Here is a 14,694-nt window from a genome sequence, read left to right on the forward strand (position 1 = left end):
CGCGCCCCGAGCGGCGCGCGCCCGCGGTGAACCTCGCGGACTATCTGGCTTCCCAGGAACGGACTTCAGGGGGACGGTCCACATGAGCAACGCACTCGCCCTCGCGACGGTCACCCAGGCCCTTGCGCTGCTGATCGAGCACAACCTGCACCCCGAGATCGACATGGCCGTCTCGGTGGAGACCCGCAAACCGCCCGCCGATCCCCCGACCGACCCGACGATCACCGTCTTCCTCTACCAGGTCGCCCACAACCCCTCGATGCGCAACAACGACCTGGTCACCCGCGCCTCCGACGGCACGCTGCTCAAGCGCCCCGCCGCGGCGATCGACCTGCAGTTCCTGATCAGCGCGTACGGGGAGGAGCAGGAGCTGGTCGGGCAGCGGCTGATCGGCAGCGTGGTGCGGACCCTGCACGAAATCCCGGTCCTGCCACGGGAGTTGATCGAGGAGGCGGCGGAGCGCCCCTATCTGGCGGGGAGCGATCTCGCCGAGTCGCTGCAGAAGGTCCGCTTCACGCCGACCCAGATGGACGTGGACGAGACCTCCAAGCTCTGGGGGATGCTCAACAACACGCCGTACTCCCTGTCGGTGGCCTACCAGGCGTCGCTGGTGCTGCTGGACGGCCACCAGAAACCGGCCCCGGCCCGCCCGGTGCGGCGGCCGGAGGTGACGGTGGTGCCGGAGGTGCCGCCTGAGGTGCCGTTGGGGGTGCCGTCGAGGGAAGCGGGCGGTGCGGCGACAGCCTCGGCGTCGGCGGAGGTGCCGGTGCCGGCGGCGGACTCGGCGGCCGATCAGGCGGCCTCCGCCCCGGCGGCTTCCGCCCCCGCGAAACGGGCCGCGAAGAAGGCGGTCGGCGATACCCCGGCAACCGCCAAGTCCAGTGCCGAGCACGGGAGTTCGGGCGGCGGTCGAGCTGGGGGCCGACCGCGCGCCCGCACGCGTAAGGCGACCGGCGACGGCGCGCGGGGCGCGGGCCGCGCCGACGACCCGGGCCGGACCGAAGACGGCGGGGAGGACTGAGGCGCGGTGCGGGGAACGGGGGCGGAGGAGGAGATGGCAGGCAACGGCGGGGACGGTCCCGGGGCGGCGGCGCACGGCGAGACGGGCGGGGAGGCGCGCGGCGAGGCGGACGGGGAAGCGCTGGCCGCAGCCGTCCGGGTCGTGCTCGCGCGCCTGGACGCGCATGCCGCCCGCGCCCTCGGGAACGCCCCGACGGGCGACGGGGAGGACGAGGCCAACGGGGAGAACGGGGAGGCCGCAGCCAGGAGCGGGGGCGGAAGCAGGGGCGGGAGCGGGACCTCGGGAGTCGACCGCGCACTGGTCACCGGCACCCCCTCCCCCCAGGCCCTGGACACCCTCACCGCCTGTTTCGGGCTGACGCCCTTCGAGCGGGAGGTCGTGCTGCTCACCGCGGCCGCCGAGCTGGACCCGACCACCGGGGTCCGCTGCGCCGCCGCCTGCGGCGATCCGAGCCGCCCGTACCCCACGTTCTCGCTCGCCCTGGCGGCGCTCGGCGCACCCCACTGGAGCGCCCTGACCCCGGTCGCGCCGCTGCGCCGCTGGCGGCTGGTCGAGGTGGCGGACGACACCGGGCTGACCACCGCCCGACTCCGCCTCGACGAGCGGATCCTGCACTTCCTGGCCGGCGCGCCCTACCTGGACGCCCGGCTGCACGGCCAACTCCGCCGCACCCTCGCGCCGGAGCCCCTGCCGCCCGGGTACGAGGCGGCCGCCCTGCGGGTGGCGGCGGGGTGGGCGAGCGCCGGCCCTGAGGCCCCGCTCCGCGTCGAACTGGTCGGCGGCGACCTGCGGACCCGTGGGGAGATCGCGGCCACCGCGGCCCGCCGTTCGGGGCTCGGCCTGTACTCGATGGCCGCCGCGGACATTCCGACCGACCCCGCCGAACGGGACCGGCTGGCCCGGCTCTGGCAGCGGGAGGCGATCCTGCTGCCGGCCGCGCTGCTGGTCGAGGTCGGCGAGGTGGACCGCGAGCAGTACGCCGCCGCGGACGCCTTCCTGGCGAGCGCCGCCGTCCCGCTGGTCGTCTCCGGCCAGGAGCCTCGGCAGACCGGTCGGCCGCGCGGCGAGCGGGTCACCGTACCGAAGCTCTCCGACGAGGAGCAGCTGGGGATCTGGGCCGACGCGTTCACCGACATCCCTGAGGTGACGGACAGTCATCTTGCTTCCCTGGTGGCCCAGTTCCAGCTTCCGCCGCACGTCGTCCGCGCGGCCGCCGCCACCGTGCGCCGCGACCTGCCCGCCTCCGACACCCTCGACGCCGCCGAGCTGGCCTGGCAGGCCGGTCTCACCGAGGCGCGGATGGGCCTGGACGAGCTGGGCCGCCGGATCGAACCGCGGGCCGGCTGGGACGCCCTCGTGCTCGCCGACCGCCAGTTGCGCATCCTCCATGAGGTCGTCGCGCACGTACGCCGGCGCGCCACCGTCTACCAGGACTGGGGCTTCGCGAAGTCGCTGCGCAGCGGCCTGGGCGTCACCGCGCTCTTCGCGGGCGGTTCCGGCACCGGCAAGACGCTGGCCGCCGAGGTGATGGCCAGGGAACTGGGCCTGGACCTGTTCGTCATCGACCTCTCCCAGGTCGTCAGCAAGTACATCGGCGAGACGGAGAAGAACCTCAGCCGGGTCTTCGACGCGGCCGAACGCGGCGGGGCGCTGCTCCTCTTCGACGAGGCGGACGCGCTGTTCGGCAAGCGCAGCGAGGTCAAGGACAGCCACGACCGCTACGCCAACCTGGAGGTCAGCTACCTGCTGATGCGCATGGAGGCGTACCGCGGCCTGGCCGTCCTCACCACCAACATGAAGAAGGCCCTGGACTCGGCCTTCATGCGGCGGATCCGCTTCGTCGTCGACTTCCCCTTCCCCACCGAACCGGAGCGGGCGGAGATCTGGCGCCGGGTGCTGCCGGCGCAGGCCCCGACGAAGGGCATCGACCCGGCGCTGCTGGCCCAACTCACCGTCGCCGGCGGCTCGATCCGCAACATCGCGCTCTCCGGCGCCTTCCTCGCCGCGGAGGAGGGCGACCGCCTCCAGATGCGCCACATGCTGGCCGCGGCCCGCACCGAGTACCTGAAGTTGGAACGCTCTCTGGCGCCGTCGGAGGTCCACGGATGGGTGTGAAGCACGAGGTCGGCAGGAACGTCGCGCGGGCGGCCGGAACCGGTCCGGGGCCCGGCGCCGGTCGGGTCTCACCGGGAGCAGGGGCGGGGGCGGGGTCTCCGGCGTCCGAGGGGCCGCCGTCGGCCCGCTCCGCCGGCACGTTCCGGATCGAGATCGGCGAGCTGGTGCTGGACGGTTTCGACGCCCGGGTCGATCCGAGCCGGGTATCGGCCGCCTTCCAGGCCGAGTTGAGCCGTCTCGTGCGCGAACGGGGCGTGCCGCTGGCCGCGGACGGCGGCGGCACGGACCTCGCGCTCGACGGGCTCGCCGGGCTGCCGGCGCTGCCGGCCACCACCCACCCCGTACGGCTGGGCGAGGCCCTGGCCCGCGCGGTGCACGCGGGCCTCGCCGGACGGGGGGAGGCCCGATGAGCGGCCCGGCCCGGTCGGCCGCCCAGGACGGCCGCTCCGCCCGCGACGAGCGGCGCCGCAAGCGCAAGGAGCGGTCCGCCAGGTCCGCCGCCGCCGAGCCCAAGCGCATCGTCAGCGGCGCCGGCCAGCCCCTCGACCTGAGCGTCCGCCGTGAACTGGAGGAGCAGCTCGGGCACGACTTCAGCCAGGTCCGCCTGCACACCGACCGCGACTCCGGGCAGCTCGCCGAGCTGATGGGCGCGGACGCGTTCGCCGTCGGCCGGGACATCTTCTTCCGCGCGGGCACCTACCGCCCCGGCACGGCCGACGGCCGGCGCCTGCTCGCCCACGAACTCCTGCACACCGTCCAGAACCCGCACGGCCTGGGCGCGCTGCGCGCCGGTCGCGACCTGGGCGCGGTCAGCCTGCCGCAGGAGACCGTCGAACGGGAGGCGGAGTCCGCGGCGCAGGAGTCCGTCCGGTCCGCCATGCTCGGCGCCGTACGGGCGGACGAGCCGGCGGCCGGGATCGAACCGGGCCAGGCCACCCCGGGCTGGCTCCGCTACGCCACGGTGGACGCCGACCGCCGCCGCATGGAGCTGATCGACCCGGCGACGCTGGTGGACCGGCTGGCCAACGGGGTGCTGCGGTCGCTGCGAGGGGATCCCGAGGACCGGTCCAAGCGCGCCCGGATGCAACTGGCGCAACTGCCCGACGAGTTGCAGGACGCGGTGCTGGAGCGGCTGGAGCGGCGGCTGCTCAGCTCGGAGCACGAGCGGGTGCTCGACCTCGTCGCGGAGATCGAGGCCGACGAGGATCTGGAGCGCGGTTCGCTCGACGCGCCGGTGGTCGAGACGGACCCCGCCGAGGAACTGCGGTCCACCCGCGAGAGCGAGCAACGGGCGGCGGCGGAGCAGCGGGAGCAGGCGGAGAAGCCGGGCCTGGCGCCCGGTCCGGAGAAGGACGAGGACGACGCGGCGGGCGCCACCGGGAGCACCCCGCGGAACGGCGGGACCCGGGAGGACGGCACCACTCCGCAGGGCGGCGGCGCGCCGGGCGGGCCCGTCGCGGCGGACGGGAAGGCCGGGCCGGAGCGGCGCGCGGGCGGCGGGGGCCCGTCCCCGGGGGCCGCTGCCGGGGCGCCGGGGGCCGCGTCCGGGCAGCAGGCGCCGGAGGCCGCGCCCGCGGCGGCGGGCGGGCAGGCGGCGGACCGGGCGGCGGCCGGTGGCGGCGAGCAGTCCACCGACGGGAAGTCCGCCGACGGAAAGTCCTCCGACGGTGGTCAGGGGGACGGGCAGCAGGCCGGGGGCGGGAAGGACGCCGGGGCCGACGGCAAGGAGGGCGCCGAGCGCGAAGGCACCCCGGTGGCCGGCAAGGAGGAGTCCGCGGCCAAGAACCGTCCGGGCGCCGTCGACGCGCTGGTGGCGGGGAAGCAGCTGAACCCCGCGGACAAGCGGGGGCAGGAGAAGCCCTCGGGTTCGCCGTCGACGGCGGGCGCCGGGGCGCAGCAGCCCGGCCCGGCGAGCACCCTCGACGGGGTCCGCACCCAGGACCTCGACGGCCCGGAGGAGCGGGCCGACGAGGACCCGTTCGGCGCGGGCAGCGAGTCCGAGGTGGACGTCGGGGGCGGGGAGCCGAGCGCCTGGGACGTCACGCTCCAGCCGGACGACTACCTCCCGGCCCAGGACCTGGACGTGTCCGCCGTCCCGACCGCGGACCGGCTGGACCCGTCCTCGTCCGGCAGCCCGGCGGCCCCGTCGTTCCCGGCTCCCCCGGTGACCAGGGCCGACAAGGTGCAGGCGGAGCGGGCCGCCGAAGACGCCGAAGACGCCCAGGACACAGCGGACGCGGCGGAGGCCGGGCCCGAGGAGGACGTCGGCGACGGGGCGGCCGGTGCGGGGGCCGCGACCGAGGCGGACGGGGCGGGGCCGGGCGGCGGGCCGGACGACGTGCTCGCCGCCGACCGGGCCGCCGACGCGCGCACGGCGCCGGGCACCGCGTCGAAGGACCCGAAGAGCGGCGCCGACCCGAAGGCCGGTCCGGTGGCCGCGCAGGTCGGGGTGGAGGAGGCGCCGGGGCGGCCGGAGGGCGGCGGCGAGGCCAAGGAGCAGGCGGCCAAGGAGGAGAGGGGCACGCCGGCCGCGGGCGACGCGTCGGGGGCCGGGCAGGAGAAGGGTTCCCCGCAGGCGGCGGGCGGTGCGCCGGCGGCGGCCGGGTCCGCGGGCGGTGCACAGGCGGCGGGCGGTTCCGCGGGCGGCGGGCAGCCGCAGAAGGCCGAGGCGGCACCGGCGGACAAGGGCGAGGCGGCGGGCGGCGCCCAGGCGTCGTCGCCGGGGCGGGACAGCCATGTCTCCGGCGGGTCCAACGCGGACGCCTCCGGTGGGGCCAGCGCGGACGCGGCCGCCGGGGCGCGGCACGAGCCGTCGGGCACGGGGACCGGGTCCCGTACGGAGGAGCCGGCGGCCCGTACCGAGGTCCCGGCGCAGCAGGGTGCGCCGGCGGGCGCGGAGCACGGCGCGGGCGGTGCGGCACCGGCCGCCGCCCCGCAGGCGGCCAAGTCCGCGCCCGAGGCTCCGGCGGCCGACGCCCCGGCGCCCGCCGCCAAGGAGGAGCGGGCGCCCAAGGCCGCGGCCCGCCCGGCGCCGGCCGCCAAGGGCGCGAGCGGAGGCGGCGGGGGCGGCAGTGCGGCCGTGCCCGCGAAGAAGGCCAAGAAGGACTCCGGGCCGACGCCGAACCTGTCGAACGTCTCCCCCGAGGCCGGGCTGTCGACCGCGTCGAAACTCAAGCCGCACAAGGCACTTGAGGCCATGGGCGGAGTGGGCGGCGCGGTGGACCGCACGGTCGGCGACGAGCACAAGTCGCTGGCCGCGGCGCCCCCCTCGATGCAGCGTCCGGCCGGTGCGCCGCAGACGCTCCAGGGCCGGCCGAAGACCGGCGCCCCGGCGCAGTACGACCAGAACCCGGCGCAGAAGAGCGACGCGCCCGGCGCCGACAAGGCCGAGGTCACCGGCGCCAAGGAGCCAGAGGGCCAGATCGAGGCGGAGAAGGCCGAGGAGCCCGGCGGCTGGCAGACCTTCAAGATGGCCCTGGGCTTCGGCATCGGATGGCTGGCCGACAAGCTCGGCTTCAAGGTGGACAAGCAGGAGCTGGCCGCCAAGTTCGCCGGGCTGCCGACGAAGGACGAGGCGCTGAAGAAGGCCCAGGCGGGCAACGCGCCGGGCGTGCAGATGCAGGGCGCCGCAGGGGAGAAGGCCGACGAGCAGGGCGGCGCCGTCGACGCCAAGGGGCAGGACACCGTCGCGACCGGCCGGGACGACGCGGGCCGGCCGATGGGCGAGGACCAGGTCTATCCGAACGCCCCGAAGGAGCAGATGGCCGCCAAGGTGCCCGGCGCCCAGGGCGGCAAGGGCGGCGGGCCGCAGGGGGCGGCGGCCACCGGGGCGGTGCCGCCCGAGGCGGCCTCGGAGGTGGCGGAGCACGAGCGCGGGCCGCAGTTCCAGGCCGCGTTCGGCGACGGCCAGAAGAGCATGTCCAAGGGCCGCGAGAAGAAGGACCAGGACTTCCGCGACTCCCAGGAGAAGCACAAGAAGCAGGTCGACGCCGAGATCGACGGCAACACCCGGAGTCAGGCGGACGAGCGCCACAAGGCGATGGCCGAGGTCACCGACCACCGCTCCGACTGGCGCAAGGAGCAGGACACCGAGCTGAAGAAGCTCGGCGACAAGAAGACCGACCGGCACGACAAGGTCCGTAAGGACGTCAAGGACAAGGAAGAGAAGACCGACAAGGACGCCACCAAGGAAAAGGACGACGGCGACAAGAAGATCCAGGACAAGAACACCGAGGCCGAGAACGACGCGAGGAAGAAACGCGACGACAGCGTCAACGACTCGGGGAACTGGCTCTCGAAGGCCTTCGACTGGATCAAGCAGAAGGTCATCGAGATCAAGAACGCGATCGTCGGTGTCATCAAGCGGGCCCGCGAGGCCGTCGTCGGCTTCATCAAGCACTTCAAGGACACGGTCGAGCGCTGGATCAACGAGGCGCGCCAGTTCATCGCGGACGCCATCAAGACGCTGATCGACGACCTCCTCGAGTTCGCGAAGGACATGGTCCGCGCCGTCGTCGAACTGGCCCTGCGCATCCGCAAGTTGATCGCCGACCTGGTCTCCGCCGCGATCGCCCTCGTCAACAGGCTCGCCACGATCCTGAAGAAGGCCATCAACGACCTTCTCGACGCCATCGGCAAACTCCTCAGCGGGATCCTCGACATCCTCAAGCAGGTCCTCGACGAAGCGATCAAACAGGTCATCGGGGCCATCAAGGCGGTCCTGGACTTCGCGTCGAAACTGCTGAGCGCGCTCGGCGACTGGATGCTGATCGCGGTCGACTTCCTCTCCGACCCCGGCGGCTGGCTGAGCGGCGCGAAGAACTCCGCGGTGGACGGCGCCAAGAACCATCTCTTCCGCGAGGTCTCCACCGCGGTCAAACAGTGGTTCAAGGACAAGATCCAGGAAATCATCGGCGTCCCGAAGGCCATCCTGGACAAGCTCCTCAACGGCGGCTTCAAACTCGACGACATCGTCAAGGAAGCCTGGGAGGCGGTCCTCCCCCAACTCCCGCTCATCATCGGCGAACTGGTCATGACCAAGATCGTGGCCAGGCTGATCCCCGGGGCCGGCTGGGTGATGGCCGCCATCGACGCCATCCGCACGGCGTGGGGCGCGCTCAGCGCGATCCTGCGCGCGCTGTCCATGGTCCTCGACTGGCTGAAGGCGGTACGTGCGGGCGGCGCCGGCGTCCTCTTCGCCAAGGCCGTCGCGGCGGGCGTGGTGGCCCTCCTCGAAACGTTCTACCAGTGGCTCCTGAACGGCATCGGCAAGTACGTCGCCAAGGTCGGCCAGCGGCTCAAGGGCGTCGCCGCCCGCCTCGGCAAGGGCTTCGGCAAGGAAGGCCGCGGCCCCAAGGGCGCCGCGGGCGAGGGCTCGGGCGGCAAGGGCGACCGAACCGGCGACCGGAAACCCCGGCCCGCCGACGCCCCTGCCAAGGAACCCGCCCCGAAGTCCCCCGGCGCCCCCGCCACCCGCCCGGCAACGGCCAAGCCCCACGAGACCAGGCCCGGCGAGACCAGGCCCGGCGAAAAACCGGGCGAGAAGCCGGGGGCCGGCAAGCCCACGCCCAAGCCCGGCGAAACCCCGGAACGGCCGGCCCCCAGCAAGCCCAAGTCCCCCGCCGACGAGCCCAAGAAGCCCACCGGCAACGACAAGAACGGCAAGCCCAAGACCCCGGCCGACGAAAAACCGGACACCCGCCCCACCCCGTCCCCCAAGCCCAAGCCCGAACCGGAACCCCGCCCCAAGCCCAAGCAGGACCCGGAGTCCGCGCCCAAGCCCAAGGAGGACTCCCCCACCAAGCCCACCGACAAGGAACCCACCAAGCCCAACGAAAAGCCGGGCACCAAACCCAAAGAAGACGAGCCCCACCCCGACAAGCCCAACAAACCCAAGGAGGAAGACCCCACCAAACCCAAGCCCAACAAGACGGACGACCACCCCCGCAAACCCGACGACAAACACCCGGGCGAAGACCCCAAAAAGCCCAAGAACAAGCCCGACAAGGACCACGACCCCAAAAAGCCCAAGGAGGGCGACAACAAAAAACCCAGACACAAGCCCAACGAAAAGGGCCCGAGGAAGCCGCACCACGAGCCCGACAAGCATCCAGGGAAGAAGAGGCCGAACAAGAAGGATTCACAGAAGAAGAAAGACGACTCCGACGAATCAAAGCAAGATCGACTCAAGAAGGCGATCGCGCGCATTCACGCGATCGAAGAACCAAAGCTTCGCAAGGGGGTTCCCCGATCGAGCCATGTAAAGACACTGGCCGCACTCCGTGAATGGTTCCGCCTGACCGCACTCACGCGCGAGCACCCGCCGCACTTCCAGATCACCGCACGACTCAATCCCTCAGGACGGGTCATCGGCGGAACGGAAGAGCCGGAGCAGGGGTTCGACAACGGAGGATTCGACAAGGGAGACCGCACGATTCCCGTCGACTGGCTGACAGCGCCACACCGGGACAATAAACTCCCTCCGGTCAAATCACCAAAATTCCGAGACAACGCACTTGCTTCCAACTTCACCTCGCAGTACGTGAACAAGAAGTTTGGCGCCCAAGGCGTTTCGGCGAAAGCTCGGAATCCGGAGCCCATCGGCTTCCGGTACCTGCGAACGTACTTCCAGAACACGACGGACAACGAGCGCTGGGCACGAACTCACCTACTCCCGCGGGAGCTCGGCGGCACCATCGAGAACCAGAACCTCGTACCTGCACGGCAGTACCAGAATATGAAACTGAGAGAGACCGAGGCACCGGCCGCCCGGCACATAGCCAGCGGCAAGGACATCGTCTGGTACGAGGTGGGGATCAATTACTACCCGGAACGACCGGACCCGGCTTACCAGAACGCCGGCGGCGTACAGCCGCCGGGCTTCCCCCACCAGCTGAGCACATCCTGGGGGAAGTATCAGCTCAAACCTGGAAAGAACGGCGAGAAGGACAGCGACTGGATCCGGGTCCGCCAAGCACTCAACCCGGTTTCGCTCACCCTGGAACCTCCCCCGGTGCCTGGGGTCACCCCGAAAATCAACATCAACACCGAGCAAGACGAATACCGCCTGCGGCTCGTCCTTCAAGCGACGAAGTCACAAACCAACGCAATTATCACGCTACGGCAGCAGAAGACATTCGCGGACGAGTTTGACTTGCTCAGACGTCTCCAGCTATTCAACTCACGGTTCAAGCTCGCCAAGCTGAGGGGGCGCCTTACCACGCTACGCGGCGAAAGGAGACTACAGTTCTGAAGTCCACCCACCACTCGCTCCGGCCTTAAGGTGAACCGAAATGCTGCCCCTAAACCCCGGCGAACGAATCCAAGTGGATTCGATCAAGGAGCTGGCGGACAGTCCGCCCTTCGAAGTTTCCTGGGAACAGGAACCCATCACCTTCCCGCTTGCAGATTTCGACCCGCTGTCAGATGTCCGAAAGGAGTGGGCAGGCGTAATCCTTGGCGAGGACCTGAAAGAGAGGGCATTGCGCTTCTCCTGGCTCTCCTGCAATTGGTCTTCCCTGCCCGCGCGGCCAGAAATTTACGGAGAGTTCAATCTTCCGCACCTGTACTTCGCGCTCACCAGGGAGCCACCGCAGCACAATGACCTCGCGACGGAAGCCGAGCGCTCACTCTTCGCGGAACTGCGCACGATCGACTCCGCCCCGATAAGAGCAACCGGCGAGAGTGCTTTCATTCGCATCGAGCCGCAAAAGAACCCCCTGGAGATCTGGTATCAGGATCGGTACCTGTTTGACGAGGTGCACTGCACCCAAGGCGTGCGCAGAATGAATCTTGATTACTGCGCCTATCTGGACGCCCTGCTCATGACGAAGGGGGCGTTCGGTTGGCATCTGTTGTTCGTCGACGTATCGCTGCGGGGCGATGCCTTTCGTCCCCATGTCGAGAACCTGCAGCGCATGCTTGAGACGTTTCCTGCCTTGTTCCCCCAGCACGACTACGCAGGCCTCCGGGCCCGGCTAGAGGAGCGACTATGACCCGCTACGCCGACATCCCCAAACCCATCCGTTCCGGAATTGTTGTGGTCGACTCCGATCTCGGGATCCCGCAGCGGATCATCGTGTTGCAGTTCAATCCCGACACGTTGGAGCGGCAGGTGGCGCCGCAGGCGGCCGGGGGTGAGGGGGACAGCGGTGGCGGCGGGGGTGGGAGCGGAGGGGATCGGAACGAGGCGTTGCGGCTGAAGGGGCCTGCGCAGGAGACGTGGAAGTTCACCGCGGAGATCGATGCCACCGATCAGTTGGACGTGGCGGCGCCGGACGGGATTCATCCGGAGTTGGCGGTGTTGGAGATGCTGGTGCAGCCGACGACCGCGCAGTTGTTGGCGGCGTCGAAGCTGACCAAGCAGGGGACCATCGAGATCAGTCCCATCGAGACGCCGTTGACGCTGTTCACGTGGGGGAGCAAACGCGTGATGCCGGTGCGGCTGACCGAGCTGTCCGTCAACGAGTCGGCGTTCGATGTGAACCTCAATCCGATTCGGGCTTCGCTCAGTATCGGATTGAAGGTGCTGACGGTGAGTGATCTGCCGGCCGGGCATCCCGGGGCCGCGCTGTACCTCGCGCACCTGGCGCAGAAGGAGCAGTTGGCGCGGCGGGCACGGGGCGGGACGTTCGCGCAGTTGGGGCTGGGGAGGGGGATCTGAGGCATGGCCATCGAGCCGTATGAGAGTGCGTTGGACGACGTGCCCGGGGCGCATCCGTATCCGCGGAGCAGCCGGTATGCGGGGATCGGTATCGGGGTGCACGTCATGCCCGACGGGACAGAAGTGCGGTATGCGAAGCGGCGGTTGCTGCCGCCGCTGGAGGATGCCGCCGACGAGGCCGTACCGCATGTGGTGGGTGCGGGCGAGCGGCCCGATCAGCTCGGGCAGCGATATTTCGGGGATCCGGGCCAGTGGTGGCGGATCGCGGACGCCAATCCGGTGCTGGAGCCACGGGAGTTGACGGCGGAGCCCGGGGTGGAGATAGCCGTGCCGTTGCCGGGTGGGTTCGCCGGCGGTTTCGGCGGTGGGCCGGGGGTGCGGCATGGCTGACGGTGACGACCCAGTCGGGCGGGGACCGATTCACGTCTCGCTGTACATGGGGCCGAAGTTGGCGCGGCTGGTTCCGCAGGAGGTCGTGGAAGCCCTGCTGTCGGCGCAGATCACCAGTACGGCGGGTGAACGGAGCGGCTTTCAGCTGGCGTTCGACCTGACGAAGAAGGGGGCGATCGTCGAGCGGTTGCTGCCGGAGGGGTTCTTCGATCCGAAGACGCGGGTCATCGTCTGCGTTGCCCTCAAGGGGACGCCGGTGGTGCTGCTGGACGGGGTGATCGTGCGGCAGGAGGTGGGGAGCAGCAATCATCCCGGGCAGAGCACGCTGACGGTGACGGGTGAGGACCTGACGCTGCTGATGGATCTGGAGGAGCGGACGGACCGGTATCCGAATCTCGCGCCGTCGCAGCGGGTGGAGCGGATTCTGGGGAAGTACGCGGATTACGGGATCGACGCGCGGATCATCCGGGAGCAGATTCCGCAGCCGCCGCGGGAGCAGGTGCGGGTCGACTACCAGACGGGGACCGATCTGCAGTACGTGAACGACCTGGCGCGGGCGAACGGGTACACGTTCTATCTGGAGCCGGGTCCGGTGCCGGGGCGGTCGACGGCGTTCTGGGGGCCGGAGCAGCGGCTCGGGCAGCGGCAGCACGCGCTGAACGTGAATATGGATGCGAATTCGACCGTCGACCAGCTGACGTTCGCCTATGACGGGACGGCGCGGGAGGAGCCGCAGGCCCGGGTGCAGGATCCCGTGACGCGGCAGGCGCCGTTGCTGGCGCAGCCCGATATCAGCCCGCTGCGGCCGCCGTTGGGGCTGCGGGGTTCGCCGGCGCTCAAGCGGAAGACGCTGAGCGGGACGGCGAAGATGGACGAGGGGTCGGCGAAGGCGGAGGCGCTGGGGCGGGCCGCCACCAGTGCGGACGCCATTTCGGGGTCGGGTTCGCTGGATGTGACGCGGCACGGGTATGTGCTCCGGCCACGGGAGTTGGTGGGGGTGCGGGGCGCCGGGGTCACCTATGACGGCGATTACTACGTGAAGACCGTGACGCACAATCTGCGGCTCGGCTCGTACTTGCAGAACTTCACGCTGTCGAGGGAGGGGCTGATCGCCCGCAGCGGCACCGTTCGGCCCTAGGTCGTGTCCCACTTTTCGCGCGTGGCGACACGTCACGGCAGGTAAGGAGAGAAGCCCCGCATGGCTGCTGCACCGAACAACCGCTTCCTCGGCAAGTTCCGGGGCCGGGTGGCGGCGAACGACGACCCGATGGGAGTCGGGCGGTTGAAGGTCCAGGTTCCGGATGTGCTGGGGGACGAGGTGTCGACCTGGGCGCTGCCGTGTTTCCCGTTCAGCGGTGAGCGGGCCGGGCAGGTGGTGGTGCCTTCGGTCGGGGCCGGTGTGTGGGTGGAGTTCGAGCAGGGGGATCCCAGTTTCCCGGTGTGGGTGGGGTGTTGGTACGGCCGGCGGGAGGAGTTGCCGGAGGACGCGCAGCGGGATCCGGCGATCTCCCGTCCGGTGGTGATCCAGACGCCCGGGAAGCACAAGATCGTGATGTCCGACGTGCCCACCGAGGGAATTCTGCTGGAGGCGCCGGGTGGGGCGTATGTGCGGATCGACGCCACGGGCGTCCACATCGACAACGGGCACGGGGCGTCGATCTCCCTGAGGGGCGAGCAGGTCGACGTCAACGACGGCCGGTTGACCGTGCAGAAGAAGCACTGACGGAATCGGGGGTGGCAGGGCAGATGGCGAGCGGGAATCTCCTGCACGGCGGATCGGTCGTGGGGTGTCCGCATGGCGGGCGGGCGGTGCCGGTCCCGGCCGGCGGTGGCGCGGGGGCGGCGGTGCGGATCGGCGGTGCGCCGGTGGCCACCGCCGCGGATCTCTTCGTGGTCAGTGGGTGCGCGCATGTCGTGGCGGGGCGTCCGCAGCCCTGCACCAGCGTGCGGTGGATGCCGGACGGCGGTGGTCGGAACGTGTGTGTGGACGGTGTGCCGGTGCTGCTCGACACGACGGCGGCGATGTGTTTCAGCGCCGGGCTGGTGCCGCAGGGCCCGCCGGTCGTGGCCGCCGTCGACCGGGTGGGCGGACCGCGGCAGGGGGTGACGAGCCGATGAGGGCGGCACGGCAGGTACGGCGTACCGATATCGCCTTTCCGTATCGGGTGGATCGGCGGGGGCGGACCGCGCACGCCCGGTACGACGCGCATGTGCGGGATCTGATCGAGCAGTTGCTGTTCACCGGTCCCGGCGAGCGGGTGCGGCGACCGGATTTCGGGTGCGGGCTGTTGGACCTGGTCTTCACGCCGAACAGTCCGGAGCTGGCCTCCGCCGTCGAACTGTCCGTGCAGGCGGCGCTGCAGCGCTGGCTGGGCGAGCTGATCGAGGTGGAGTCGCTGGACGTGGTGAGCGAGGAGAACGTGGTGCGGGTGTCCCTCCAGTACGTGGTGCGGGCCACCGCCAGTCGTCGCGACGAGGTGTTCGAGGGGCGGGGGGCCAAGTGAGG

Annotated in this window: 11 protein-coding genes; all 11 read left to right on the plus strand. The window is 71.0% G+C overall.

What is annotated here, in order from left to right; translation table 11 throughout:
- The first annotated feature begins 82 nt into the window (after positions 1-82).
- The 11 genes from CG747_RS43920 to CG747_RS43970 all read left to right on the plus strand — a co-directional run bounded on the left by CG747_RS43920 (position 83) and on the right by CG747_RS43970 (position 14,692).
- Entirely contained in the window at positions 83-1,021 is a 939-nt protein-coding gene (locus CG747_RS43920) for a DUF4255 domain-containing protein (protein ID WP_100607484.1), read from the plus strand.
- A gap of 33 nt (positions 1,022-1,054) precedes the next feature.
- The gene (locus tag CG747_RS43925; protein ID WP_100607485.1) at positions 1,055-3,136 is read left to right on the plus strand and encodes an ATP-binding protein; all 2,082 of its coding nucleotides are present in this window, start codon (positions 1,055-1,057) and stop codon (positions 3,134-3,136) included.
- Positions 3,127-3,546, plus strand: a complete 420-nt coding sequence (locus CG747_RS50475; protein ID WP_257981166.1) for a hypothetical protein — start codon at positions 3,127-3,129, stop codon at positions 3,544-3,546. The genes CG747_RS43925 and CG747_RS50475 overlap by 10 nt, the downstream gene beginning before the upstream one ends.
- Positions 3,543-10,388 carry a DUF4157 domain-containing protein gene (locus tag CG747_RS43935; RefSeq protein ID WP_257981167.1) on the plus strand — a complete coding sequence of 2,282 codons (6,846 nt, stop codon included), beginning with the start codon at positions 3,543-3,545 and terminating at the stop codon, positions 10,386-10,388. Before CG747_RS50475 ends, CG747_RS43935 begins: the two co-directional genes overlap by 4 nt.
- A 73-nt stretch (positions 10,389-10,461) precedes the next feature.
- Positions 10,462-11,130: a hypothetical protein gene (locus CG747_RS43940; RefSeq protein WP_100607486.1), complete on the plus strand. Its 669-nt coding sequence runs from the start codon at positions 10,462-10,464 to the stop codon at positions 11,128-11,130.
- Positions 11,127-11,798, plus strand: coding sequence for a hypothetical protein (locus CG747_RS43945; protein ID WP_100607487.1), 672 nt, complete (start codon positions 11,127-11,129; stop codon positions 11,796-11,798). Before CG747_RS43940 ends, CG747_RS43945 begins: the two co-directional genes overlap by 4 nt.
- Before the next feature lie 3 nt (positions 11,799-11,801).
- Complete coding sequence (locus CG747_RS43950; protein WP_100607488.1) at positions 11,802-12,188, plus strand: hypothetical protein; 387 nt, start codon at positions 11,802-11,804, stop codon at positions 12,186-12,188.
- Positions 12,181-13,326, plus strand: coding sequence for a hypothetical protein (locus tag CG747_RS43955; protein ID WP_100607508.1), 1,146 nt, complete (start codon positions 12,181-12,183; stop codon positions 13,324-13,326). Before CG747_RS43950 ends, CG747_RS43955 begins: the two co-directional genes overlap by 8 nt.
- Before the next feature lie 60 nt (positions 13,327-13,386).
- Positions 13,387-13,911 (plus strand): phage baseplate assembly protein V, encoded by a 525-nt coding sequence (locus tag CG747_RS43960; RefSeq protein WP_100607489.1) that lies wholly within the window; start codon positions 13,387-13,389, stop codon positions 13,909-13,911.
- A 23-nt stretch (positions 13,912-13,934) separates the two neighbouring features.
- Positions 13,935-14,306: a hypothetical protein gene (locus tag CG747_RS43965; protein WP_100607490.1), complete on the plus strand. Its 372-nt coding sequence runs from the start codon at positions 13,935-13,937 to the stop codon at positions 14,304-14,306.
- Positions 14,303-14,692, plus strand: a complete 390-nt coding sequence (locus CG747_RS43970) for a GPW/gp25 family protein (RefSeq protein WP_100607491.1) — start codon at positions 14,303-14,305, stop codon at positions 14,690-14,692. Before CG747_RS43965 ends, CG747_RS43970 begins: the two co-directional genes overlap by 4 nt.
- Positions 14,693-14,694 lie beyond the last annotated feature (2 nt).

Source organism: Streptomyces sp. CB02959 (assembly GCF_002803155.1).
GTDB lineage: Bacteria > Actinomycetota > Actinomycetes > Streptomycetales > Streptomycetaceae > Streptomyces.